Consider the following 25790-nt stretch of genomic DNA (forward strand, 5'->3'; position numbering starts at 1 on the left):
CAGCCAGAAGGCCCAACCTCACCAGAGCGTCAGTTGCTCGCCCAGCAGCTCCTGGAGCCTCGCGAGGTCGTCGGCCACCAGCTGCGGGTCCTCGCGCGCCAGGTCACGCAGTTCCCGCGCCCGGCGTCGCGGCCCACGCGGATCGGCCAGCGGGCTGTACGGCAGCCGCCGCTGCACCGACCACTCCCGGCGGTTCTGCGCCGCGCTCGACACCACGACGTGATCCGGTGCGATCCGCTGACACAGCGGGTTGTGACACCGATGCCCGAGCAGCCGCGCCTCCGCGAGCGCGTCCACCCCGTTCATCACCGCGAACGCGAACCGGTGCGAGATGATCACCCGCCCTGGCGCGTACCAGAACCGGCCATGCCCGCCACCGTCGGTGCGCTCACGATCGGACCGACCGGCAACCGCGCCAGTCCACCACAGGCACTCGCTCCCCGGCACCGTGGCGACCTTCGCCCGGTACCGCGCGAGCACAGCCGGATCGGTGATCGCGGCCGCGACCGCGCCGAGGCCGGCGTCATCCAGCCGACGAACCGGCACCCGCTCCCCCACCCCCAGCGGTCGCCAGCGCCGCACCGTCGCCGCCCTGCGCGCCGTCACGGTCGCTGTCCTGCTCGCCGTCGTCGCTCGCCAGCGACTCACTGGCGAGCCGCCGTAGCCGCGTCGCTTCGCGCACGGTGATCGTCTCGCCGCACCACTCGACGGCCTCGCCCAGCGACAGGCCCTCGCGCTCGGTCAACTCCCGGAGCGCCTCACCCGCGCGCTTCTCGGCCTCGGCCACCGCCGCGTCGCGCTCACCGATCGCGACCATGACCCGCTCGGCCAGGTCGATCACCCGACGCTCCCGCTCCTCGCGCTCGCGCCGCCGCTTCTCGGCCATCTCCCGCGCCGTACGCCGTGCCTGCTGCTTGATCGTCTGCTGACTCATCCGGTCCTCACTCGTGTCGACATGGACTCTGACAGTCACCTACGACATTTCCTGGACCCCGAGCGATCACAGAACCGCAGAAACATCAACCCGCTCCCTCGACCCGTTCAGCCCACCCGATCCGAACCCGACGCCCCAGCCGTCACCGACAGCCCTGAGCGTCCCCCCGGATTTCCGCGACCGACCAAGTGCCACACACCTCTTGCATTCTCGGTCGGCCGAATAGAAAGAATAGAGCAGAAATCCGGCCGAAAGTGATCGCCTGCCGCGCGCGTGCGCACGTAGGTGACCGTGACGATGAGCCTCCACAAGCTGACGGCGGGGTCGGGGTACGACTACCTGACCCGCCAGGTCGCAGCGATGGACGCCACCGACAAGGGCCACACCGGGCTGGCGAGCTACTACACCGAGAAGGGCGAGACCCCAGGCGTGTGGGTCGGCTCGGGTATGGGCGGCATTGAGGGACTCGATGCCGGCGACGTCGTCACCGCCGACCACATGCAGAGCCTGTTCGGCTCCGGGCACCACCCGCTGGCCACCCAGCGGACCAAGGAGCTGGACCTGCGGATCGGCCGCGATGAGGCCGGCCGGCCGACCGATGCGGACTACAAGACCGCGGTCCGGCTCGGCACGCCCTACAAGGTCTACGACAACGACATCAGCCCGTTCCGGATCGAGGTCGCCAAGCGCATGGCTGCCTTCAACGGGGCCGCCGGCCTGCCCGGGGACTGGCCGGTCCCCGCCGCCGACCGGGCCAAGATCCGCACCGAGGTGGCCGCGGAGTTCTTCCGTGCCGAGCACGGCCGCGAACCGGCGGATGCCCGTGAGCTCGCGTCGACGATCGCCAAGCACTCCCGCCCCAAGACCAACGCCGTCGCCGGCTACGACCTGACCTTCTCCCCGGTCAAGAGCGTCTCGGTGCTGTGGGCGATCTCCGACCCGAAGACCGCCGCGGTGATCGAGCGGGCCCACCAGGCGGCGATCAAGGACGCGCTGAACTTCATCGAATCCAAGGCACTGTTCACGCGCCGGGGCACCAACGGCGTGCGCCAGGTCGACGTCCGCGGCCTGGTCGCCACGGCGTTCACCCACCGCGACTCCCGCGCCGGAGACCCCGACTTGCATACGCACGTCGCCGTGGCGAACAAGGTCCAGACCCTCGACGGCAAGTGGCTGGCCATCGACGGCCGGCCGCTGCACAAGGCGGTCGTCTCGGCCTCGGAGACCTACAACACCGCGCTCGAGCGGCACGTGGTCGACGCCCTCGGCGTGCGGTTCGAGGAGCGCCCGAACGAGGACGCCCGCAAGCGGCCGGTGCGTGAGATCGTCGGCGTCGACCCCGATCTGAACCGCCGGTTCTCCAAGCGCCGGATCAACGTCGAGGACCGCCGCAAGGTCCTCGCTGCGGCGTTCCAGGCCACCCACGGCCGGCCCCCGACGCCCGTAGAGACCATCCAGTTGGCCCAGCAGGCGACGCTGGAGACCCGCGAGGCCAAGCACGAGCCGCGCTCGATGGCCGAGCAGCGCGAGGCCTGGACCCGCGAGGCGGTCGAGGTGCTGGGCACCCCGCAACAGGTCAAGCAGATGGTGCACGGCGCGCTCCACCCGAAGGGCGCGGCTCGCTCCCTGGCCGACTCGGCCTGGTTCGCCAAAACCACCGACCGCATCGTGGCGACGATGGAGGGTGGCCGGAGCACGTGGCAGTACTGGCACGTCTACGCCGAGGCCCAGCGGCAGGTCCGGGCCGCCAATGTGCCCACCAACCAGGTCTCCCAGGTGGTCGACCTGTTGGTCAGCGAGGTCCTCGACGACCGCTCGGTGAGCATGGCCCGCCCCTGGGACACCATCAGCGAGCCGGTCGAGCTACGTCGCGCGGACGGGTCCTCGGTCTACACCCAGGCCGGGGCCGACCTGTTCACCTCGAGCAAGGTGCTGGCCGCCGAGCAGCGTCTGGTCGACGCCGCCGGCCGCCATGAGGGGTACGCCGTCGTGGCGTCCTCGGTCGACCTGGCGCTTCTGGAGTCGACCGCCAACGGCATCACCCTCAACGCTGGACAGGCCACGCTGGTGCGGGCGATGGCCACCTCGGGCGCCCGGCTCCAGCTGGCGATCGCCCCGGCCGGATCGGGCAAGACCACCGCGATGCGTGCCCTGGCCAACGCGTGGAGCGACGGCGGCGGCACCATCATCGGCCTCGCGCCGTCAGCGGCGGCCGCGGACGCCCTGCGGTCCCAGATCGACACCCAGACCGACACCCTGGCCAAGCTCACGCACTCACTCGAGCAGGCCCGGCAGACCGGTGCCGCGATGCCGGAGTGGGTCGCCGGCATCGACTCCTCAACGCTCGTCGTGATCGACGAGGCGGGCATGGCCGACACCCTTTCCCTGGACGCCGCGGTCTCCTACATCCTCGAGCGCGGCGGCAGCGTCCGCCTGATCGGTGACGACCAGCAACTCTCCGCGATCGGCGCCGGCGGCGTGCTGCGCGACATCCGCGCCACCCACGGCGCGCTCCAGCTGACCGAGCTCGTCCGGTTCAAAGACCCCGCCGAGGGCGCAGCGTCGCTGGCACTGCGCGAAGGCAAGAGCGAGGCGCTCGGCTTCTACCTCGACCGCGACCGGGTTCACGTCGGCGACCTGGCGACCATGACCGAGGAGGTCTTCGCCGCCTGGCAGGCCGACCGCGCCGCCGGCCTGGACTCGATCATGCTCGCCCCGACCCGCGACCTGGTCAGCGAGCTGAATCAGCAGGCCCGCGCCCACCGCCTGGAAGGGATCGACCCGGCCGACGTCGCCAGCAGTGGCCCGGGGCGGCGGCTCGCCGACGGCAACGAGGCGTCGATCGGGGAGCTGATCATCACCCGCGAGAACGACCGCCGGCTGCGTACCTCGGCCACCGACTGGGTGAAGAACGGCGATCGGTGGACCGTCCTGGAGATCCACGACGGCGGCGACCTGACCGTCCAGCACACCCAGCACGGCCGCACCGTGCGCCTGCCGAGTGACTACGTCGCCAAGGCCACCGAGCTCGGCTACGCGTGCACCGTGCACACCGCCCAGGGCGTCACCGCCGACACCATGCACGGCCTGGCCACCGGCCAGGAGTCGCGCCAGCAGCTCTACACGATGATGACCCGCGGCGCGACCGCCAACCACGTCTACCTCGAGGTCGTCGGCGACGGCGACCCTCACTCGGTGATCCACCCGACCCTGGTCCGGCCGCTCACCCCCACCGACATCCTCGAGTCGATGCTGGCTCGCGACGACGCCCAGCGGTCCGCGACGAGCCTGGTCCGCGAGCAGGCCGACCCGGCCACCCGGCTCGGCGAGGCAGCGCAGCGCTACCTCGACAGCCTCTACGTCGCCGCCGAGGACCTGCTGCGCCACGAGACCACGACCGGCGTAGACGGCACCACGGTCAACGTGGTCGACGCGCTGGACTCCGCCGTCGAAGCACTGGCTCCCGGGTTGTCGGATGAGGCCGCCTGGCCCACCCTGCGCGCCCACCTGCTGCTGCTCGGCGCGGCCGGCGAGAACCCCGTCGAAGCTCTCCGAGCCGCCGCCGGTGACCGCGAGCTGGAGAGCGCACGCGACCGGGCCGCGGTCCTGGACTGGCGCCTCGACGCCTCCGGGCTGCGCAACGCCGGCGCCGGACCGCTGCCGTGGATGCCCGGGATCCCGTCGCGTCTGGCCGAGGACCCGCACTGGGGCGCCTACCTCGCCCAGCGCGCGCACCTGGTCGAGGAGCTCGCGGAGCAGGTCCACACCCGCGCCGCCGAGCAGTCCTCGTTGCCGGTGTGGGCGCAGAACGGCATCCGCCCCGAGGCCGCCACGGTGGCCGACGTCGAGGTCTGGCGCGCAGCCATGCAGGTCCCCGGGGACGACCGGCGACCGACCGGCGCACCGCAGCTGCAGAAGGCGTCGGCGACGTGGCAGCGGCGCCTCAACCGGGCCGTCACCGGTGACCACACGCCGGCGCTCAAGGAATGGCGTCAGCTGCTCTACTCCCTGGCCCCGCAGGTCCGCGAAGACGAGTTCACCCCGCTCCTGGCCGAGCGGCTGGCCGCAATGTCGCGTGCCGGCGTCACGGCCCACGAGGTGCTGCGCTCCGCTGCCGCGCCCGATCACCCGGCCGGCCCGCTGCCCGACGAGCACGCCGCGGCCGCGCTGTGGTGGCGCATGGCCCGGCACCTCACGCCCGCCGTCGCCGCCCAGATCGGCGACGGCTCCCACGGCGAGAGCGTCACCACCGACTGGGCGCCGCGCCTCGCGGACCTGTTCGGTCCCGAGCGAGCCGCGAGCATCCAGGCCAGCACCTGGTGGCCGGCGCTGGTCTCCAACGTCGACCACGGCCTGCAGCGTGGATGGCAGGTCGAGGCCCTGCTGGGCGCCGGCCGGGCCCAGAGGGATGCCGCGAGCGACGGCTGGGACGACGCGCTTGACGGAGTTGACGAGTGCCAGGCACTGGTCTGGCGGACCTCGATCGCGCTGCAGACCGCGCCCGACGAGCACACGCACGACTACCACTTCGACGAGCCGCCCGCAGACCTATGGGACGGGATCGAGCCCCCGGCGACGCTCGTCGACCACGCCACCGACCACGACTGGACCGACTGGCCGCTCGCCGAGGACCCCGGCCCGTCCGACGAGCACCTGGTTGAAGCGCCCGACGAGCACTTGGTCGACGTCGACGAGGACCAGTTCGTCGAGCCCGATCTCACCCTGGCCGCCTACATCCGCGACCTCGGCGGCACCCGACTGGAGCCCACCGACGCCGACATCCGGCTCATGTACCAGCGGGCCGACGAGTGGCACTCCTCCCCCGTCACGCGTGAGCGCATGGTCGAGATCAACGAGCTCACGCAGGCCCTCTTCGAGTCCCGGTTCACCGACTCGTGGGGCCGCGACTACCTCACCGGACGGTTCGGACTCGATCTCGCCGGCGACGAGCGGTTCCGCCCCGGTCAGGCTCCGGCCGGCTGGACCAACCTGGTCGACCACCTCCGCGGCCGCGGCGTCAGCGACGCCGAGATGCTCGCCACCGGCGTCGCTGTGGAGGCCAGCACCGGCCGCCTCATCGACCGGTTCCGCGACCGCGTGATGTTCCCGGTGATCCACCAGGGCGAGGTGCTCGGCTTCGTCGGCCGCCGCCGTCCCGACCTCACCGACGCCGACAAGGGCGGTCCGAAGTACCTCAACACCGCCGACACCCCGCTGTTCCACAAGGGCGCCCAACTGTTCGGCGTCGTCGACGAACTGCTCGCCGAAGGCGCCGTCCCGGTGATCGTCGAGGGCCCGATGGACGCCGTCGCGGTCACGCTGGCCAGCGCTGGCCTCTACCTCGGCGTGGCCCCGCTCGGCACGTCGCTGACCGACGAGCAGGCCGCCCAGTTGGCTGCCGCCGGCCGCGACCCGATCGTGGCCACCGATGCCGACCTGGCGGGCCAGGTCGCGGCCGAGCGCGACTTCTGGATGCTCACCCCGCACGGACTGGACCCCGGCTACGCCCGGTTCCCCGACGGCCTCGACCCCGCCGACCTGCTCGCACAGCGCGGGCCCGCGGCGCTCACTGCCGCGGTGGCCAGCGGCCAGCCGGCCTTCCGCTCGCTAGGTGACCACCTGCTCAGCGAGCGGCTCGACAATCTCGCCCCGGAGCAGGCGAGCGTGGCGGCCATTAGGATCCTGTCGGCTCGTCCCAGCCGCGCCTGGGAGCCGGGCGTCAACCAGGTCCGGGCCCGCCTACAGCTCTCCCAGATGCAGGCGCGACGCGACCTGCGTGACGCGGTCAAGACCTGGGATGCCGACCCGCGGAAGGCGGCGCTGGCCGAGCTCCACAAGAGCAGCGAGGTCCGCGCCCGGCTCTCGGCCGCGGCCGAGAAGACCCCGGCTGAGCGGTGGGCCCCGCTGGCTCGCGAGCTCGACCCGCGCCTCCTCGAGCAGGGCGACTGGCCCGCCACCGCGGCGATGCTGCAGGAGGCCCACGAGCAGGGTCACGACGTCGGCGCCGCCACGCGCGGCCTGGTCGCTGAGAAGCCCCTGGGCGACGGCCCAGCCCGCGACCTGCGCTACCGGATCGTGTCCCGCCTCCTGCTTCCCGTCGACTCGTACCCCGCAACGGACGCGGCCGTCTCGTCGCTTCGCAGAGTTCAACACCATCCGATGCCGGGTAGTAACGGACCTGCCCCGGGCGTCAGCCGGCGCTGACTCAACCTCCGCGATGCCGCGACCTAGCGACCCTGTGACGCGACGTAAGTCGCATCGCTGTTCTCAGACAGTTGTCCGGTCAGGTGGTTTCTAGCGGGACATCTATCAAGCCCCTCCTCGGTCTGCGGAGTGGCTCAGCATCCTGCGCTCCGCCGGAGAGGCTTCAGCCGCAGCCCGTCGAGCGGGAGAAGCAGCGTCTGGTCGGCCTGTGGGCGGACCAGCAGCTGAGTTGGTTGAGCGGTACGAGGCAGGAGCGCTGCAGCGCGAACTGCCCGCGAACCACGGTGTCGAGTGGCGCGCCATGGGAGCGATCGTCAACCGTCATCAAGCGTGTCAATCGGCATCGGGATCGAAGACGTACCCCGACTGCTGCAACTTCACCCGGAAGTCCTCGCCGACTCCGTCCACGAACACAGCATGGACGGCACGGCGTTCGACGCGTATCTGCTCGAGGACCGGCACGGCCGGACTGACAAGGTGATCGAGCCAGACTCCGGGTTCGCCGACCGCATACGGAATGCCAATCGGCGGAAGGTCATCGGTACTCACGGCAGGCGCGGCGCTCAACACACTGAACGGTCGCAGCACGACGTACTGAATATCAGTTCGCGCGCGATAACTCCGCCTCTGATCGCGTTCGATCTTTGCGACTTCCTCACGATCCCGCTTGGACAGCGAGATCGCGTCGTCAGCGCGATTGAGAACAACCCATGGGCCAGCGACGAAGTAGTCATGGTCGTCCCGCTCCTCAGCCAGGTAGATGAGGTCACCCACCTCTGGAACTGGCGAGACGAGCGTACGGACGGGCACTTCGACGATGTCCTCCTGGATGACCGCGAGCAGGTTCCGGGGCGTTCGGACGAGGTGAACCGTGCTCTCGGGGTCCTCGTGGTTCCAGGTGGTAGCGATCTGCCGAGTCGTTCCCGAACATGGTGTACGCACGCGGTTGACGGTCGGCGAGCCGCACCTGTGCGGCCCGACCGGCGAGCGCATTGGCGCGGGTCGCAGGCGAGGTCAACATCGAGGCCGTCACGGCCCAGGCGTCACACTGTGCATCGCCTTCGCGCGCAAATCCATGAGTACGCGCTCGGTCGGAGGTGACATGCCCACGCACAATGTGCGACAACTCGTGGATCGCGGTCCGACCGAGGACTGGCTCGAACTCGATACCGATCTCTTCGGCGATCCTGCCCAAGGTCTCGCAGTCGAGGAAGATGCCGGGCTCTCCGTCGGGGATGCCCGGTGGCAGGCTGAGGCTGCTATCGGTCAGGTGGGCCACACCATGGGCGTAAGTCTCGGTCCGAATCGGGATGTCCTCGACCGGTTGGTCACCGCCGGCGTTCAAGAGCAGCTCCTTCTCCTCCGAGGGAACCGCTGCTCGTGCGTCGCCTGATCGCTAAGGAACACGTGCACCGCGTCGAGCGGGTTCGGCAGCCCGAGAAGCCTCGTGAGATGGGCATCGACCTGCGGCAGCCACCCAGCCAGGAAGGCTTTGGCCGCCGCGAAGCCGGCCTCGTCGTGAATCTCGAAGACAGTCAAGACGCCTCCCCAAAGCCAGGCGTCGATGCGCGCCCCGAATGCATGGTGCCCGGCAGGCGTCTCGGGTCACCTGCAGGGCAATCAGATCCCACCACCGCGGAGCGGACCACGTCCCCGGAATCGAGGAACTCGTCTTGACCATCCCGTTCGGCCGCACCCTCCGGTGCCGCGGCTACTCCGGCCCCTCAGGCGCCCACAACTCCCACCGATTCGCCCGGCCGCGACGGACTTCGGCGTCCGGGTACTGCTGCTGAAGCTCACTCAGCTTGGCGACGACCTCGGCAATGGGCAGCCCAGAGGGGACGACTGCCAGCGGCTGCGGCGTGGGCTTCGGTGGCGGCACCGCCTCCTCGCGCCGCTTGGCGAACGCCTCAAGCATCTGTCGAGCTTCGCGCATCCGCGCCGCCCAACCGGGCCAGGCCGGGCATGGGTGGCCAGGAGGCCAGACCCACCCATGGTGTGCCATCGGGGTGGCGCACTCCGAGCACATCTCCTCGGCAGTGAACGGTCCCTCGGCGATGAGGCCGTCGAGCTTCCGATTGGCCTCGGCCAACTTGGCTCGGTGGTCGCGGCGTTCTGCCCGATCGGTACACGCCTCGAGGGCTGCTTGCAGCCCTGGCAGTTGCCCCTTGAGATCGCGGACCTTGCGCTCGCGTTCCAGTCGGTACGACCACCAGGTGTGCTGCCGCCGGTCACGAGGCAGCCAGCCGTGCTCATCCACGACGTCCTCGGGATCGCTGACGATCGGAGCCAGCTTGCCGACCTCGGCCTGGAGGCGCTCTACCTTCTGCTCCAGTTCTGCGATCTCCTGTTCCCGCCGCTTAGGATCCATCGCGGGGAACCTGGTGCCGTCGCGGAAGCCGGCCAACTCGCTCAGCTCATAGTCGAGGCGCGATTGCACCTCGATGAGCCGGAGGCGGGCGGTGGATCGCTGCTCGTCGTAGCGTTCCTTGTCGCGCTGACGCCGCGCATCTTCCGTGGCGCGTTGCTTCTCGCGTTGTCGGTCGCGTCGCGTCTGCTGCGCTTCCCACTGCTTGAGACTCAAGTGTCTGTGGCCAGGCTCGGCACGCTGCCACTGGCTCATGATCTCGGCGGCGCGGTCGAGGTCGGCTTCGCGCTCGTCCCGGACCCAGGGATTCCAGACCGCATCGTGGTTGAGCTCGACGAACAGCGTCCGCGCGGCGATGAACTCGTCGGCAGAGACGGTCGTGCCCCGGCGCGGCTTCCAGAGCATGCCGTCGTGCTCGATGACGCTGTCCGGGATGACCTCGGTTGCAGAGCCCACACCAGCACTATGCGCCAGCGGTGCAGCCCGGCGAAGGCCTACCCGGTGAACACTGGGAACAGCTCCATGCCCGGTCAGTCGCGGCCGGCCACTGCGTCGAGAAGTCGTGTCAGGCCATAGAGTGCATCGGTTGAGCCGGTCTTGTGGATGGCGTACACCGCCAGCAGTGCCGCCAGGGTCAGCGGAACCGCCCTCGCGACGAGAGCCTCCACGCGGGTGTCGTCGAGGATTCGTGCAGGTACTGGGGACTGGTTCATTCGGGCTCTCCTCAGCCGAAGTGACTGCGACTCCCGGCAAGAAGCAGCGAACGGATAAGTGGCAAACCGAATGGTTCAGCAACGGTTGAGGAACTCACAACTTTGAGGGGCGCACACGATCTGAGCCATATATATAGACGCCGTGTCCATGCCGGGTGGCTGGCGTGATCGAGTTCAACAGGTGTTGCAGTCAGCAATCATACGGACGATGTCAGCGCCTGCAAAGGAGCCCTAGTCGGCAAAACGTGACCTGGCTGGGATCACGGCTCGGGCCTCAAGGAAGTCGAGCGCGAGGCCGGACAGGGTCGCGAAACGGAGATCCGTCAGCTCCCGACCTTGGTGCGTTGTGGGCGGGTCGGGAAGACGAAAATGGCGGAGCCCGTGCGCCCCGCTCAGCCCACTCTGCGCAAGGTGAACGTCCGGGCGAACCGCTCCACTGACCGCTAGTCCGTACTGATCCTCAAAGCAAGCGACGTCCGCGATCGCCTCACCCGTGTCCACGCGGTACAGCTCGGCGACGGCGCCCGGCAGCCCTCGCTTCTCGATGTCGTTGCGCAGTTCGACGAAGTACCTCATGAGCGGATCAGCGCGCAGCGTGACCTGGACTCCGTGATACCAGTCGTCAAAGCCATCGACGCGGCTGCTGAGCGTTTGCAGCACGAAGGTGACGCGCCGGATGTCAACCACGGCTGACCGGATGTGCGCCAACTGCTGACCGGGCCGCGCGCAGTGTTCAACCTGGTGCACTGCGTCCCTGGCGGCTCGGAGGACCGACTCCGCCTCGGCCACAACCGCCATCGCGGAGGCGTTCTGCGGGCGCAGGTGAGGCAACGCAGGCACGCGCGGCAAATCGGGGAATGCACCCTCGACCGGCCCCACCATCATCCGCCTCCTCGTGTTGGCCTATCTGAACGTACCGGGCTCAGGGGCCTGGGAGCGAAGCTGGGCGCTGGCATCGAGGATCTCGCCGAGTCCGCAGCCAGCCGGCAGGCTGAAGGCACTTGTCCTCCTGAAGCCGCGGACTACGACCGCCAGATGTGGCGTGGCAGTCCCCGCTTAGTCGCGAAACAGTTTCCTCGGAACTACCGGGGGATTGGCAATCGCCGAGCCGATGATCGCGACCCGGCTCAGGCCACTAAGTGCTTCTGCCAGTGTCGTCGTAGCGGGGGAACCCAAGCGCACACCGACCCGAACTCACCTTCATCGCTGAGTTTTGCCCGACCTGGCAGCTACCGACGCCACACGAGGCTCAGATGGTCTCAGTCGTACCCCGCTGCGAATCGCACACTCGACCGATGCCCCTACTCGCCGCAAGTGCAGCTAGCGGCGGGGCCCTTTCTCCGTACGGGTGCGAGGCTGCGGGCTGGGCAACTCATCTTCGTGGATCTCGCCTGTGTCGAGATCGACCACGCCCAGTCGCGGTTGGGCGGTCGGCGATGGTCGCTCGTGTGCCCACGTGTTCACATTGGCCGCAACGAGATCCTGCGCAAACGCGGCGTCCCGGCGCTTGCGGCTGCGGTCTTCCACATGTTCATTGTGCCGCGGCTTGGCCGGCCACCCCTGGTGCTCTTCGTCGCAGTGGGCACGCAGCCTGTTGCGCATGCGGTCGGTGAAGGCCGGCAGGCAGTAGCGGTGCCACTCCTCGAGCGCGTCGCTGGTCATCGCCAGCCCGGCGCGGCGGCGCTGGTCGGCCAGGACCGCGACCTCGTGGACTAGGTGGGGGTGCAGGGGCCAGCAGCTGGGGATGAGCCCGGAGACGTCCCAGGTGTATTCGCGGTTGAGCCAGATCACGACGTCCTCGAGCCACTCCCACAGCCCGTGCCGCAGCTCGGGGTCCAGGCACGTGGCCGGCTCCCAGGGCCGCGGCAGCAGGGCGTGGTTGCCCAAAGCCTTCTTCTGCTCCTCGGTGCCGTTGATGGCGATGTGGAGCTCGCGGTAGGCCAGCCGGACCTGCTCCCCGGGCACGGGGAACGGGAACACCATCGGGCTAGACGCAGCCCGTCGGGCCTGTTCGGTCGTCACAGCTCACTCCTTGTCGGTTCGGTCTCGTCGTCGACGAAGCCGAGGCGGCGCGCCTCGACGAGGGCGGCGGTCGCCCGTGCCTCTGGGGTGATGACCATGCGGCTGTCGTTGGTGAGCCGCGCGCGCAGCGCCCGCTGGTCGGCCAGGAGACGCTCGCCGGCCTTGCCCTCCACGCAGCGGTGCAGCTTGGCGATGATCGGCTTGCCGTTCTCGGCGATCACCAGGGCCCGCCGCTCGGGGAGCTGGCGGACCTCCTCGGGCCGCATGATGGGGATGTCGTCGCCGGAGAAGCTGCGGCTACCGCCGTTGAACCCGCCGGTGGAGTGGGTGACGCGGCCAATGCGGACTGTTCCGAGCAGGTCGGAGATCTCCTGGTTGAACGCGACGTCCTTGGACCCGCCGAACATCACCAGGGTATTGGTGAGGCCGAGCAGCGCCCGGGCCTCGTGCTCGCCGAAGATGCTGGTCAGCTGGGGACGGGTCTGGGCTGCCCAAATGAACGACAGGCCCAGAGCGCGCTCGTTGGCCATCCGGGTCCGCAGCGTCGGCAACGGTGCGGTCGAGGGCAGCTCGTCGAGCACCGAGACCAGGGGCGGGCACAGTCGGCCTCCCCACGGTGAGCTGTTGGCCAGCAACAGCCCGGTGTCCAAGACGTGCTCGGCCACCGCGGTCATCAGCGGGCTGGCCGAGGCGTAGGGGTCCTCGCGGCCCAGGAGGTAGATGGTGCCGCGTCGACGGATCACGTCGACCAGGTCGGACGCCGGGTGCCCGTGGCTGGGCACGCAGCGGCGGCGGATGTCGGCCTGGAAGAACAGGGACACGGCCTGCTGCACCGTGGTGATCGTGTTGCCGGCGGTGCGGTCGTCGCCGTTGAGCGCTCCGTGCAGCAGGCCGTGCCAGAAGGGCTCGGCGTGCGGGTGGCGTCGCAGGATCTCCATCGGCTGGGTGGCTGCGGTCGGGTTCGCGACCCACTGCAAGACGTCCTCGAGGGTCTTGCGGGTCAGGGCCGCGGCGTGGAAGTAGCCCTGCAGCACCTTCGCCGACTCCGCGGCATAGAACCGGGCGGCATCGTCCCCGGTGCCGCCGGTGATCGCACCCTTGACGGTGCCGGCCGTGAAGGCCTTGGCTCGCCGCTCGGCGACCTTGGGATCGACGCACCCGGCGATCGGGTCCCAGATCAGTTCGTCGACGACGCCCTCGGCCAGGCCGAACGGGTCGAGGACCACGCACGGCCGGTCGTCGCGGGAGCGTTCGGTGAGGCTGAGCAGCAGGTCCTCGACCTTCGTCAGGGTGACCAGGGCAGCGCCCGGGGCACTGAGCAGCGCCGGGGTGAGCAGGTCGAGGGTCTTGCCTGAGCCCTGCGGTCCGATCACCCCGGCGGTGCGGTCCCACGGCACCCACAGCTCGCCGCCACGCGGCTCGTGCGCGTCCCCGATGCGCCAGCCCACGTCCCACGGGTTGAACCTCAGCTTCATCGCTCCTCCTTCGTCCGGCGGCCGTTCAGGAGCCACGGGCTGAGCCCGTGGCCGAACTGCGGCCCGGTCTGTTCGGTGAGGTCGCCGGCGGTGCGCTGAACGGGTGCCACCGTGGCGGCGTGCTTGCCGTAGAGGTCGGGGCGGACGATGCCGGCGACCTTGCGCAGCCGAGTGACGCCCAGGATCTTCTCGGCCTCTGCGGCGGTGGCCATGCCGCGCATGCGTCCCGGGCCCCAGCGCTGGTAGGCCGAGACGCCGACCCAGATGGTGGCGGTCAGCAGCGCGACCTCGGTCATCGCGAGGCTGACCCACACCAGGCCGCGGCCAGCCAGGCCGTCCGGTGTCGGTGTGGGCAGGCCGGCGTCGGCGTGCCCGCCGAACACTCCGGGAAGGCTGGTCCAGAAGGCGGTGCCGATCGGCGAGGGGAACGCGCCGGCGTTGGCGTCGGGCCAGGTCCATCCGGCGCCGGCGAGCAGGTTCGCGAGGGAGCGGCCGAACTGGATGCCGATGACGATGACGAACAGGGCCGCCAAGGCCACGGCTACAGGGATCTCCCAGGTCCAGGGGTAGGGGTCGCGTCGTCGCTCTCGCTGCATTGGATGCCGCCTCGTGGTCGAAGTTCTGGCTGGTCACCTATGTGTCGGGAGGGCCCGGCAGCGATCACACAGACCGACTCGGCTTCGAGGCGTTTTCAGCCAGCCAGGTCGAGGGGTCGACGTTGTCGGGTCCGTAGATGGAGCCGTTCTCGAGGTGGACCTCGAAGTGGAGGTGGCAGCCACTTCCGTTGCCTTCATTGCCGACCTGGCCGATCGGCTCGCCGGCGGCGACGGTCTGGGCGCGGCTGACGGTGACGTTCTGCATGTGCGCGTACCAAGTGGTCAGGGACCCGGCGCCGGTGGTGACCTTGACCAGCTGCGGGCCGGCCCAGCCCTGGCTGGTGTCGATCTCGATGGTGCCGGCGTGGGCGGCGTAGACGGTCGTGCCGCACGGGGCGGAGAAGTCGGTTCCGGTGTGCCAGTTGGACCAGTAGGGGCCGGTGTCGTGCCAGTTCTTCCGGTCCGTTCCGATGTACTGCGCGGGAACCGGGTAGACCACCTCGTCGCAGGATGCGCCCTCGAGGCCGACTGGGGAGAATTCGGCGTTGGGGAGCACGTTGATGTGCGGGTGGTCGAGATGGTTCGCAGTGGCCGAGCCTCGGTCCTCCATCGGCCGCCAGCCCTCGTCGGCCCGCGCGACCGACCAGATGCGCTGGTACCAGATGATGTAGTCGATGGCGAGTTCCTTCGCGTGCGCCTGGGCGTACGCCACGAGCGCGTCCCCCTGGGCCTTGCCGGCGGGAGTCAGCGGGACCATGAAGTCGGCCGCCAGGCCGGCAGGGTGACCGTGGGGGTCGGTGGCGCTCTCGCGGTAGCCGCCGACGGTCTTGATGTCGAACATCGGGCCGAGGATGTTGACCAGCTGCGTCAGCTGCGGCTTGACCGGGCCGAGGTTGTAGTTGGTCTCGGTCGCGACCGCGCAGCCCGCGCTGCTGCCGGCGGTGGTGGCGGTCACCAGCGGGTGGTCAGCGATCTTGTTGGCCTGGGTGCTGTTGTCGACCTCGGCGCTGGCCCAGGTGAGATTGGCGCCGTAGATGTGGTCGATCGGCGCGTCCTGCTTGGGCTTCTTGCAGGGCTCCGCTGATCCCCCGAAGGCGTTGCTCAGTTCGGGGGTGAGGACGCAGTGCGAGGAGCTCTGGCCGTCCTTGCCGTCGTTGAAGTCGCCCAAGATCACCGCCGGGGTGCCGGTGCCGGCGAGCTCGGTCATGGTGGCCAGCTGGCGGCGCAGCGCCTCCTTGCGGTGCCCGGCGGCGTTCCCTTGCGTGTTGGCCGGGTTGTGGATGCTCCAGACCCAGATCACCTGCCCGGCGTTGACGCTGTCGGCCGCACCCGTCAGCTGGACGACCGGCATCCCGACGTCCTTGCCGTTGAAGTACGGGATCTGGACGAGGCGTGAGTCGGTCATCTCCCAGCTGCCGCGGTCCCAGATCACCTTGTTCTGGGTGTTGCCGGTGGACGGGTACATGCCCCACTTGGCCGAGTAGCGGTCAGCCAGGGCCTTGGCCTGGGGGCCATGGACCTCCTGGAGGCCGGCGATGGTGACGCCGGCGTTCTCGATCGCGCTGAGTGCCCCGGGCAGCCGCTTGTCCCAGGTGGCGTGCCCGGCCTTCTCGTTGCCGCCGCCAGCCTGGTTGTCGGTGTGGCCGGCGCCCAGGATGTTCAAGGTTCCGACGGTGATCGGGCCGACGGTGTCCTCGCAGTTGCTTGCGTTCGAGACCTCGCCATCGACGTCTGGCAGGTCTGGCAGGTCGCCGCCGAGAAGGTCGGTGATGTCGCCGGCGACGTCCTCCCATTGGGCGTAGGCGTCGGGGAAGCCGGAGCGCTGCACGGCCTGGGCCGCCTCGGTGAGCGGCATGTCCTCCCAGCCGGGGATGTCGAGCAGTCCGGGGTTGCCGGTGTGCCGGGCCTTGCCGAAGAAGGCGCGAGCGGCGAGAACGGGGTTGGTGACCTCGGCACGGCTCCCCCAGCCGGTCGAGGGACGCTGCTGGAACAGGCCGCCGGAGTCGCGGTCGCCGCCGGTGAGGTTGACCAGCTTGGACTCCTGGATGGCGGTGGCGATCGCGATCTGCAGCCCGTAGCGAGGAACCTGGAGGTCGCGGGCGACCTGGGCGATGGTGATCGCGTTGCGGGCCTGCTCGGTGGTCAGGGTCGGGTAGCTGGAGGCGAACCGCAGCTGCATCAGCTGGGCGAGCACGTCGCCGGTCGGCGGCTCCTCGGCCGAGGTCCTCGTGGTGTGGGCGGCGTTCACCACACCTTCGCTGGTGGCCGCAGTCGTGGGGGCGCTCTCGGGGCCGGCGCCGTTCATGGCGATGCGGGCGGCGATCCAGTGGTGGTCGGAGACCATGGTCCCGTCCCAGCCCTGCTCGAGGCGCACGCCCTGGTGCTGGGGGAAGAAGATGAAGTCGACCGAGTGGTTGTGCCAGCCGTAGCCGGCGGCCTTCATCTTGGCGGCCGCCGTCCACGGGAGGTCGGTGTACGAGGCGTGGGTGTTCATGTCGCCGCCGATGAGCACCGGGCCGTGGGTGGCCAGGGAGTTGCGCAGCTGCAACAGGATGTCCATGCCGGCGCCGTACTGCTGGGGCCGGGTCAGCGGCGGGTTGCCGTGCTGGCGGGGGTACTTGTGCGGGTTGGTCATGTGGTGGGTGGAGATCACCGACACCACGGCGCCGTCGGCGCGCTCGAGGATCACCCAGGTGGCGAACCGGTCCCAGGTGACCGGGCGGCCCTTGTAGTAGGTGTTGTCGTCGACGGCAAGGGTGACCCGGCCACCGTTGGCCTTGGACCAGGTGTCGCGCTTCCAGAGCACGACGTTGCCCATCGAGTTGTTGTCGCCGGTGTGGTCGGTGACCCGGAACGCTCCGTAGCCGGGAGCGGCGGCCTCGATCTGCGCCAGGCTCCAGCCGCTGGCCTCGTTGAGGCTCACGAAGTCGGGGTTGGTCGACAGCACCCGGGGCATGGAGGCCCGGAAGCCGTCGAGACCGGAGCGGCGCGGGATGTTGGCCTGCGCCATGGTGATCTTGCCCTTGACCGGGCCGCCCACGGGGCCGTCGATGACACCGAGGTCGCCGAGCTCGGTGGGCGCGGTCTCGCTGGTCTGGTTGCGGCACTCGGCGGCCGCGGTCGTGGTCATGACCACCATCAGGGTCACGACGAACGGCAGGGCCATGAAGACGATCAGGACCGGCAGTCCGGCGAGGAGCAGCTTCTTCACAACAGGTCAGTCCCGAGCGCTTCAGCCGGCGGCCTCGATGGCCTCGTTGGTGTAGTAGAGCTTCTTCTCCAGCGGGTGGAGCACCGTCTGGACTTTGTAGGTGGCGTCTCCGACGCACCACAGCGCGCGGCCCTTGTCCTGCATCGCCCACCCGGAGACGAGGTCCTGGGCGATCGGGCCGAAGCCGAGCATCGAGTCCAGTTCGCGCGCGACGCGCGGCTTCTGACCGCCGAGGATCTTGATGTCAGCGAGCTCGAGGAGGTCCTTGGCGATCATCGCGGCCTGGGAATCGGCATCGCCGACCGAGAGCAGGTCGGAGGGCTTGTGAAGGTTGGCGAACTGGATGTCGCCGCCCTTGCCGGCCATGCCGCGCGAGAGCCGCAGGTCCGCGTCGAAGCTCATCACCGCGGAGACGCCGAGGCGCATCTGCTTCCAGACCTCGTCGCGCACGACGATGCGCAGGTCGCCGGGCTCGGCGATCTCGCGCAGCCCGCGGCCCCAGGAGTTCATGCACAGCAGCGCGATGCCCACGGCCTCGTCCCCGAGTCCATCGAGCCGGGAGAGGCTGAACGACTGGATCGGGGCGCGCCAGTCGACCTCGATGTTGGTGAAGTCGTCGAAGAGGCCGGCCAGGGTGCCGGTGACCAGCTCGCCGAGCGCGTTGCGCAGCAGCCGGGTCTGGTCGAGGAACTGCCGGGTGTTCCCGTACTCGCACGCCCGGACGAGCTCGTTCGTGGGGTTGCGCAGGAGGTCCCACAGCCGCGGGATGGTGGTCTCGGTGAGGATCGAGTTGCCGGCGGCATAGCCGGTGAGGATCGCCAAGGCGTTGCGGACGACGTCGCTCTCGTCGGGCCCGAACGGCACTCGGCGCTGGTCGTCGAGCTTCATGCTGCCGACCAGGCCGCGGATCAGGACCAGCCAGCGCTTGAAGATGATCGTCGTGCGCCGTTGGGCTTCCTCGGCCGAAAGCTTCTCCCAGTCGTGGCCGAGCGGGCCCATGGCCAGCGGGTTGATTCGTGCCCAGAAGCCGGGGGCGATGACGAATGGCTCGACGCCGAGCGCGCGGCACAGTGACTCGTACTCGTCCTTGGGATCACCCAGGACCAGGGTGCGGTAGCCGAAGGGCATCATCCGGGTGCAGAACGCCTTGGTGGTGCCTGACTTGCCGGTGCCCGGCTTGGCGAACTGGAAGATGTTCGGGTTGGTCGCCGACACGCCGTCGCGCAGCACCCAGCCGAAGGGGTCGCAGTAGAACGAGCCGCCGGAGAGCTGGTCGACGCCCATCTGCGCCCCGGTCGGCGGCAGGGCCGGCGCGGACACGAACGGCCAGAACACCGGTGCTTGGTCACTCGTCATCCGCCAGGCCTGTGCCGGGGCGGTGGCGGGCGCCCAGCCGCGGCCGCGGCGGGCTGCACCGCGGCGCGGGGCGTACTTGAAGATCCGGGGCTCCTTGGCCTCCGGGGCGAGCGGGGGGATCGTGGGTAGGTCGTGGCCGAAGTCGGAGAGCAGGGCGGCCATGTCGCGGCCGCCGCCGCGGTTCCGGCGGGTCGTGTTGGGCATCAGGCGTCTCCGCTCCGGGTCAGGCTCATCCCGACGGGGATGGTCGAGGCGGCGAAACCGACGTCCTGGGCCAGGTCGAGCCGCAGGGGCGCAAACCCGGCTCGTCGGATCGAGGCGTCCAGGCGACGGCCGAACTCGGTGATCCGCAGCGTCTTGGGGACCGTGACGGTGCACACGGCGTAAGGCCGGACCAGCGCGTTGCCGTGGGCCAGCTTGGCGTCCAGGCCGCGGGCCTTGTGGGCCTCGTCGCGCTGCTTGGCACGGGTCTTGCGGCCGAGCTTCTCGTTCATCCCCTCAGCCAGATCTGCGGCCCACTCGGCGTTGCCGGACTGCCGGTCGGCCTTGGACTGGGACACGATCGGGAAGGCGACGACGAACGAGCGTCGCTCACCGGACTCGCTCGGGGTGAGGATCGGCGCCAGGGCGCCCATCGCCACGCCGCGGGTCGGGAGCTTGATGGTGGCGCTGATCGAGTTCCACGCGTCGTGGCTGTAGTGCCGCACCGTCGCGTCGGCGCCCGAGGGCCCGGCCAGCGCCCACGGGACGTCGGCGTTCACGCTCGGGTCCTTCTCAAGCATGGCGAGGGCCTCGACGATGCCGGCGCGATCGCCTGGGGCGAACCCGGTCCGGGACGCCAGGGCGAGCTCCGGGGAGGTGAGCCAGCGGACCGACGTCATCCCCATTGGGCCCCGCAACTGAGCCTCGATCTCGGCCATGAGCAGGTAGAGCTCGCGGCAGCGGCCCTCGAAGCCTCCGCCGGATTCCTTGGCCGACCGGGCGATCCGGGTCTCCGGGACGACGATTGTCACGAACTGCTCGGTGCGCACCGACGCCTGGGTGAGGCCCACCGCGAGGTCGCTGTTGACGATCTCGGACAGCTGGGGGGCGTTGTCGCGGCGGTGCTTGTTGACCCACAGATCGCGCTCGGCGCCGTCCTCGGGGACGGTGCGGACCATGAACAGGATCTCGTCGATCTTCTCGGTGCGGCCGGCGACGTCGAGCAGCCCGGCCAGCGCCTCGCCGTAACGGCTGCGCTCCTCGGTGTCCTTCATGCCGATGCCGGGGTGGACGATCGAGGCGGTGACTGCCCAGGTCTTCGTGGCGTCATCGTGGATCACTCCGACCCGCTGCAGCTGGGAGCCGTGCGGCGGGCCGTCGTGGATCTTGATGCCCTGCAGCACCCCGGGAAGGTCGGGGGTGTCGAGGTCCTCGGCGCGGCCCTCGGTGGCCTTGGCACGGAACGAGGTCCAGCCGAGCAGCCCGCCGACGGCGTACATCGTCGAGGCGAACACCCAGCCGGTGGCCGAGCGGCCGCGGACCGGGATGACGGTGATGGCCAGCAGGAACAGCCAGACCAGGGCAAACAGGAACGCGGAGAACCACGCTCCGCGGCTGATCGCCCAGAACGCCGGCAGGCTGGCCAGCGCCAGGAACATCAGCTGGCCTCCGGAGAGGCCGAAGAACCAGCCGATGCGGTCGCGCTGGTAATCGGCGTAGATGGTCATCGTCGGTTTCGTTCCGGGTCACTGCGTGTCGATCGGGGCTGGGGGCAGGTCGTGCGGCGCATTGGCTACACCGCCACCGGGGGGATCGCGCCGCCAGCTGCACCGGCTCCGCCGGCACCTCCGGCCGCTCCCCCGCCGCCGCCTGCGGCCGGGGTCTTGGGCGCTGCTCCGGCACCACCGCCGCCCTGGCCGCCAGAGCCGCCTCCCGAACCACCGGCGGGTCCGCCGCCGGTGGGCAGGGTCGGCGGGGTGGGCGGGGCAGGCGGGGTCGGCAACGGCGAGTCGGCGTCCCCGCCGTTCTGCGAGCCGGGGTGCGTGCCGCCGCTCTGGTCGCCCGACTGGCCACCGGACTGGCCGGACTGGCGGCCACCCATGTTGCTGAAGTCGGGTCCGTAGGTGCTCTGCCCGACGCCCGCCTGGTTGGTCTCGTCCGACATCAGGGACGTAGCCTTCGCGCCGGCGCTGCTGACCATCCCGAGCCCGGCAGCGAACGCCTGTCCGACCGGGCCGAAGCTGCCGAGGACGCCCTGAGTGGACTTGCTGAACCGATCGCCGGTCGAGGCCTCGGCGCTCTGCTCACCCGACGAACGACCGTTGCCGTCGGTGGTCGATGCGGCCGACGAGCCGCCGCCGGCACCGCCACCGCTCAACAGGCCCTGGAGGCCGCCCTGGATGGCCATGCCCTGACGAAACGACGCGCCGCTGGGGGTGCCGGGGTCGACGAAGGCCAGAAGCTTGAACAGCGCCAGCGGCGCGACGACGCTGATCAGGATCGTCATGACCGCCGGCAGGGCCGTGCCGAACGCCTTGGCGGTGCCGTCTGCGAGGTGGGCCGCGACGCCGTTGGCGAACTGCACGCCGATGCCCAGCACCATCACCATCAGCACCGGGGTGAACGCCGCGGCGTGGAACCAGCGCAGCGACTTCCAGAACCAGGAGCGGGTGAAGTCGGAGACCAAGCCGGCCGCGGAGAGCGGGCCGGTGGCGACCAGGACCAGCAGCGAGGCCGCCCTGGCGAGGTAGACCAGGATGTGTCCGATCGCGGCCAGCCACAGGAAGATGCCGAGGAAGGCCAACGCGGTGGCCACGCCTGCCTCGGTGATGTCGTCGACGCCGAGGCCGCCCAGGGGATCCCAGTCGGGCCAGGTCTGCACCTTGAGCAGCGACTTCATCAGCGCTTTGGTGATGGTGCCGCAGGCCGCGACGATCATGACGCAGTAGCCGAACCAGCAGGCGCAGACCAGGACGAACTGGCCGGCGCCGATGAACGCTCGCGCGAGGCCCTTGCCCTCTCGTTTGAAGGCCGCGGCGCCGAGCTGGATCATCGCCAAGATGACCACCAGGGCGAGCGCGAGCCAGAGGGTGAAGGCGTAGACGTCCTTACCGGGTCCGTCGTCGCTCAGGTCGGGGGTCAAGAACAGCTCGCTGAACGTGAGCACGATGCGCAGCACGAAGAGGCCGGAACTCCAGACCGCGAGCATTGCCGCGGTCCAGGCATCGGCCGCCGCCTTGGCGATGACGTCGCCGATGGCCTCGAACGGGTTGGGGATGTCACCGAGGCCGGGGATGCCGGCGCCGAAGAGGTCGGCGGGGGTGGGGAGACCGGGGATGCCGGGCACTCCGGGGATGCCGGGCACTCCCGGGAGACCGCCGCCGAGCCCGTCGCAGACCGCGTCGAGCAGCCCACACCCGCCGACTCCCGGCACCACTCCCCCGACTCCCTTGGCGCAGTCGGTGAGGCTGGGGTTTTCGAGGCACTCCTGGACACCCTCGACCTGGTTCTCGATCTCGTCCTTGACGCCACCGGCCGCGTCTTTGCCGCAGTCGACCGGGTCCTCCGCGCACTCGAGGGCGTCGCCGCCGAGGTCGCACAGTTCGTCGGGACCAAGGCAGCCCATCTTGAGGGGGCGGGCCGGCAGCTGGCTGGTGGTCTCGACCGTTGCGACCTGCGCCGTGCTGGTCGCCGGCTCGGCCGCGTCGGCGGCTGGCGGCTGGATGGTCGTGGCGGCTCCGAGAAGCGTGGTGAGGACCAGGACCGCCAGGGCGCCGATGCCCAGCCTGGTCACCCGGTGGAAGAGGTCGGCGGTGCTCACTGGGGTGCTCCGTTGATCGGGATCCAGCCGGCCTGCTTGTACTCCGGGGTGCCCGGCGCGACCGCCTTGGGCTGTCCGGTGGAGACCAGGTGCTCGATGTCTGCGGTGCTGCCCTGGACCAGGCGCCAGTCGCCCACGCCCTCGACCTCGAGCCACCGCATGAGCTGGGTGCCGGCGTAGAGGCCGTCGCTGACCTTGCCGTTGGCGGTGGTGAGGGTGACGTAGCTGAGCAGGTTCACCGCGTAGTAGCCGGTGTCGAGCTCCTCGAGGGTGTAGGCGATCGGTGTCACGGCGTACGACGCGGGCGGGGGGACGTCCCCCTCCTTCGGGACGCCGGCCTGCTGGCGGCGCAGCGCGACAGCGTCGCGGGCGCGCTGCTCGAAGACGGCCTTGTCCTCGGGGTTGGCGTACAGGCCGGCGACGGCGGCCGCCTGGTCGTAGTCGAACCCGACCTGCGCCTTGGCGACTTCGACCTGCAGCGCGACCGCGCCCAGGTCGGTCTGGGGGAACCGGGTCGGGTAGCCGTCGACCTGGTCGGCGCCGGTCGGGATCACGACCCCGTCTGCGGGAGCGGTCTCCGGGGCGGCCTGGTCGACCGAGACGTTCTGCCCCTGCTGCCCGGTCTGGCTCGAGGAGTCCCCGGATGTCTTGTCGGTTCCGCTGTTGTCATCGGTCCGGCCGCGCGCTCCGAGCCAGACGGCGGTCGCCACGAGGACGGCGATCGCCACCAGGACCCCCACGCGCAGCAGGGTCGTGCGCGACTCCCCCATCGAGTCGTTGATCCGGTTGCTCATCTCAGTGCTCCCCTTCCGTGTCGCCGGGGTGGGCGGGTTCGGTGGTGTGGTCGGTTGACCAGGTGCGCCAGCCGGCCTCGTGTGCCAACTGGGTGCCGGGCCAGGTCGCGGGTGCGGGTGCCGGCGGGGCGCCGGGGGCGACCATCCAGCGGCCGCCGACCCACTGCATGCGCTCGCAGTGCGCGAAGGCGATCTGTCCTTCGGACTTGTACGTGGCGCTGACCTTCATCAGCACGCAGACCGTCGCCCAGTCGGGGCCGTCGGCGCCCTTGACCAGCGCGGCGGCCGGCTCCAGGGACACCGAGGCGCTGGGGTCTTTGACTTCGCCCATCCCGGTGCTGGAGAGGAACGCACGGACGCTGGTGGTGATCCACCAGTCCTCAGCGCGGACCCCGCCGGGCAGCGCCCAGGCGTTGTAGACCTCCTCTGCTGTGCTCAGGCTCATCGACTGCAGCACCGCGAGGTCGATCTGGACGAGCTGGCCGATCGCGCCCTCCGGGGTCTGCGGGAACCCGGTCATCACGAACGCGGGTCCGTTGACTCCGGTCCCGGTCGGGATCTTGATCTCCGGCGCCTTGGCACTGGTGGTCTCGGCCGGGAAGGCGGCGCTCTCGGGCACGGTCAGCATCGGCTCGGCCGCGATCTCATCGCGATGCGCGGCACCGCGGGCCACCGTCGAGCGCTCGGTCTCGCCGGTGGCCACGCCGGTGTTCGCGCTGGCCTCGTCACCGATGCCGGCGACCGCCAGGTAGACCGCGTACGCGAGGCCGCCGAGCAGGAGCACAGCCACGGCGACGGCGGCGGCCAGGATGCCGAGCAGACGGCGCCGGCTCCACTCGCTGGTGCCTTCTGCCTTCTTCGTGGCTGCGCGCCGCATCAGATGCAGCCCTTGCCGAGGATCCCGTTGAGCATCCCGGGCAGCACCAGGTAGGCGATCGCGCAGGCGAACACGACCACCACCGAGATCACACCGACCTTGGAGGCGTGCGGCAGTGAGAACACTCGGCCGGCGATGATCGCGCCGATGGCGATGATGATGCCGAGACCGAACAGAACGATGACGCCCCACAGCACATAGCTGGTGATCTCGTTGGTGGGGCCGACAGCACCCGGGGGCGCCTTCGGGCAGACAGCCATCACGTTGGTTGCGGTTGCGGTCATGACGTCCATGGGTGGACTTCCCTTCTGGGTTGCTGACCCGGACGGGTCAGGCGCTTTCGCTGGTGTCGGTGGGCAGATGTGCGGGCTCGAGCAGCTGACGTGCTGCCGAGACCAGGGGGGCCGGGACGGGTCGGGAATCCAAGCCGTTGACCGCGAGCTCGCGATCCTCGGGGATCTCCACGCACCGGTTCGCGTCCAGGGCGCGGCGGACGGCGGGGCCACCGGCGTGCTCGAGGCCGCGCGGCCACTTCTTGCGGCGGGGCCCGCGGACGGCGAGCGCGATCTGCTCGGGCTGCCAGTAGCCGGCCAGCAGGTCCATCGCGACTCCGGCGCGACGCATCCCGGGGACGGTGGCGGTGGTGACCAGGACGATCTGGTCAGCGACGCGGACGGCTTCGGCCAGCCAGCAGTCGGTGGCCAGCACCTGGCCGGCCTCCCAGCCGATGTCGAGAATGGTCAGCTGGGTCTCGTTCTGTGCCTCGGTGGGCAGCGGGACCTCGTCGACGCCGGCGAGGACCTCGCTGGCGCGCTCGAGCAGGACGTGGTCGCGCTTGCCCTGACGCCAATCGGTCGGGTGCAGGCCGAGCTCGGCGGTGCTCGCCGCGGCGAGTCCGGAGGCGGTGACCGAGCAGCACTCGATGACTCGGACCGGGGCGGCTGCCGCCAGGCCGGTGGCCAGGGCGACGGTGCTCGCGCCGACCGCGCCTGCGGACCCGATCACGGCGATGGTGTGTTCGCCGTCGGCCGGTGACCAGTTTTCCTCCGCGGCGGTGCCGCGGCCGCGGGGACCCTTGCCGGCGCCGGGACCGGTGCGGGACTCGCCGGCGTTCAGTGCCTGCCAGGCGCGCTTGAGCTCGTCGACGCCGACCGGGCGGCTCGGGGTCTGGGTGCTCACTGGGCCTCCCCGAGAGTGCCGCGGCGGAACTCGAGCGCGGCGCGGACCTCGGCCGGGGTCAGGGTCGCCAGCTGCGCCTTCGCGGCCTGGACTTCGTGCAGCTGGGCGACGCAGCCGGTCAGCTGCTCGATCGCCTCGATCTCGCGCCCGGCGATCGCGAACAGCTCGGCGATCTGATCCGGCGTACGGGTCTCGCCGTCGTGGGTGCTTGTCATGGGCTTCACCACCTCCAGTCGCCTATGTGTCGCGGGGTGGCGCG

20 protein-coding genes are annotated in these 25790 nt (G+C 70.2%); 1 reads left to right on the forward strand and 19 read right to left on the reverse strand.

The genetic code is table 11. From position 1 onward, the window contains the following. Nucleotides 1-18 precede the first annotated feature (18 nt). Nucleotides 19-558: a hypothetical protein gene (locus H0488_RS00715; protein WP_312856160.1), complete on the reverse strand. Its 540-nt coding sequence runs from the start codon at nucleotides 556-558 to the stop codon at nucleotides 19-21. Next, entirely contained in the window at nucleotides 524-934 is a 411-nt protein-coding gene (locus tag H0488_RS00720) for a hypothetical protein (RefSeq protein WP_220794063.1), read from the reverse strand. The genes H0488_RS00715 and H0488_RS00720 overlap by 35 nt, the downstream gene beginning before the upstream one ends. Before the next feature lie 297 nt (nucleotides 935-1231). On the opposite strand from H0488_RS00720, the gene mobF reads away from it, so the two are divergent. Further along, complete coding sequence (gene mobF / locus H0488_RS00725) at nucleotides 1232-7138, forward strand: MobF family relaxase (RefSeq protein WP_246371241.1); 5907 nt, start codon at nucleotides 1232-1234, stop codon at nucleotides 7136-7138. A gap of 333 nt (nucleotides 7139-7471) precedes the next feature. On the opposite strand, the gene H0488_RS00730 is transcribed toward mobF, so the two are convergent. From H0488_RS00730 to H0488_RS00810, 17 genes are all read right to left on the reverse strand, one after another. Next, on the reverse strand, nucleotides 7472-7912 hold the full coding sequence (locus H0488_RS00730; RefSeq protein ID WP_183097393.1) for a hypothetical protein: 441 nt from the start codon (nucleotides 7910-7912) through the stop codon (nucleotides 7472-7474). Nucleotides 7913-8479: 567 nt separating this feature from the next. After that, a complete protein-coding gene (locus H0488_RS00735) occupies nucleotides 8480-8677 on the reverse strand; it encodes a hypothetical protein (RefSeq protein WP_183097394.1) in 198 nt (65 codons plus the stop codon). Nucleotides 8678-8849: 172 nt separating this feature from the next. Beyond that, nucleotides 8850-9962, reverse strand: a complete 1113-nt coding sequence (locus tag H0488_RS00740) for a hypothetical protein (RefSeq protein WP_183097395.1) — start codon at nucleotides 9960-9962, stop codon at nucleotides 8850-8852. Between the two features lie 74 nt (nucleotides 9963-10036). Beyond that, the gene (locus H0488_RS00745) at nucleotides 10037-10219 is read right to left on the reverse strand and encodes a hypothetical protein (protein WP_183097396.1); all 183 of its coding nucleotides are present in this window, start codon (nucleotides 10217-10219) and stop codon (nucleotides 10037-10039) included. Nucleotides 10220-10450: 231 nt separating this feature from the next. Further along, nucleotides 10451-11104 carry an Ea47 family protein gene (locus H0488_RS00750; RefSeq protein ID WP_183097397.1) on the reverse strand — a complete coding sequence of 218 codons (654 nt, stop codon included), beginning with the start codon at nucleotides 11102-11104 and terminating at the stop codon, nucleotides 10451-10453. A gap of 435 nt (nucleotides 11105-11539) precedes the next feature. Beyond that, nucleotides 11540-12241, reverse strand: coding sequence for a hypothetical protein (locus H0488_RS00755; protein ID WP_312856161.1), 702 nt, complete (start codon nucleotides 12239-12241; stop codon nucleotides 11540-11542). After that, nucleotides 12238-13716 (reverse strand): type IV secretory system conjugative DNA transfer family protein, encoded by a 1479-nt coding sequence (locus tag H0488_RS00760; protein ID WP_183097398.1) that lies wholly within the window; start codon nucleotides 13714-13716, stop codon nucleotides 12238-12240. The genes H0488_RS00755 and H0488_RS00760 overlap by 4 nt, the downstream gene beginning before the upstream one ends. Then, the gene (locus H0488_RS00765) at nucleotides 13713-14312 is read right to left on the reverse strand and encodes a hypothetical protein (RefSeq protein WP_183097399.1); all 600 of its coding nucleotides are present in this window, start codon (nucleotides 14310-14312) and stop codon (nucleotides 13713-13715) included. The genes H0488_RS00760 and H0488_RS00765 overlap by 4 nt, the downstream gene beginning before the upstream one ends. 64 nt (nucleotides 14313-14376) lie before the next feature. Beyond that, the gene (locus H0488_RS00770) at nucleotides 14377-17523 is read right to left on the reverse strand and encodes a VldE C-terminal domain-containing protein (protein ID WP_183097400.1); all 3147 of its coding nucleotides are present in this window, start codon (nucleotides 17521-17523) and stop codon (nucleotides 14377-14379) included. A 21-nt stretch (nucleotides 17524-17544) separates the two neighbouring features. Next, nucleotides 17545-19083 carry a putative type IV secretion/conjugal transfer ATPase gene (locus tag H0488_RS00775; RefSeq protein WP_183097401.1) on the reverse strand — a complete coding sequence of 513 codons (1539 nt, stop codon included), beginning with the start codon at nucleotides 19081-19083 and terminating at the stop codon, nucleotides 17545-17547. Next, nucleotides 19083-20588, reverse strand: a complete 1506-nt coding sequence (locus H0488_RS00780; RefSeq protein ID WP_183097402.1) for an SCO6880 family protein — start codon at nucleotides 20586-20588, stop codon at nucleotides 19083-19085. Before H0488_RS00780 ends, H0488_RS00775 begins: the two co-directional genes overlap by 1 nt. A gap of 65 nt (nucleotides 20589-20653) precedes the next feature. Beyond that, the gene (locus H0488_RS24850) at nucleotides 20654-22681 is read right to left on the reverse strand and encodes a type IV secretion system protein (RefSeq protein ID WP_183097403.1); all 2028 of its coding nucleotides are present in this window, start codon (nucleotides 22679-22681) and stop codon (nucleotides 20654-20656) included. After that, nucleotides 22678-23475 (reverse strand): hypothetical protein, encoded by a 798-nt coding sequence (locus H0488_RS00790; RefSeq protein WP_183097404.1) that lies wholly within the window; start codon nucleotides 23473-23475, stop codon nucleotides 22678-22680. Before H0488_RS00790 ends, H0488_RS24850 begins: the two co-directional genes overlap by 4 nt. A 1-nt stretch (nucleotide 23476) precedes the next feature. Continuing rightward, nucleotides 23477-24352 (reverse strand): hypothetical protein, encoded by an 876-nt coding sequence (locus tag H0488_RS00795; RefSeq protein ID WP_183097405.1) that lies wholly within the window; start codon nucleotides 24350-24352, stop codon nucleotides 23477-23479. Next, the gene (locus tag H0488_RS00800) at nucleotides 24352-24636 is read right to left on the reverse strand and encodes a hypothetical protein (RefSeq protein WP_246371243.1); all 285 of its coding nucleotides are present in this window, start codon (nucleotides 24634-24636) and stop codon (nucleotides 24352-24354) included. Before H0488_RS00800 ends, H0488_RS00795 begins: the two co-directional genes overlap by 1 nt. Before the next feature lie 46 nt (nucleotides 24637-24682). After that, entirely contained in the window at nucleotides 24683-25531 is an 849-nt protein-coding gene (locus tag H0488_RS00805) for a hypothetical protein (protein ID WP_183097407.1), read from the reverse strand. Continuing rightward, complete coding sequence (locus H0488_RS00810; RefSeq protein ID WP_183097408.1) at nucleotides 25528-25746, reverse strand: hypothetical protein; 219 nt, start codon at nucleotides 25744-25746, stop codon at nucleotides 25528-25530. Before H0488_RS00810 ends, H0488_RS00805 begins: the two co-directional genes overlap by 4 nt. Between the last annotated feature and the right edge of the window lie 44 nt (nucleotides 25747-25790).

Origin of the sequence: Nocardioides pelophilus, from assembly GCF_014180685.1 — a bacterium.
In the GTDB taxonomy this organism is placed as follows: domain Bacteria; phylum Actinomycetota; class Actinomycetes; order Propionibacteriales; family Nocardioidaceae; genus Nocardioides; species Nocardioides pelophilus.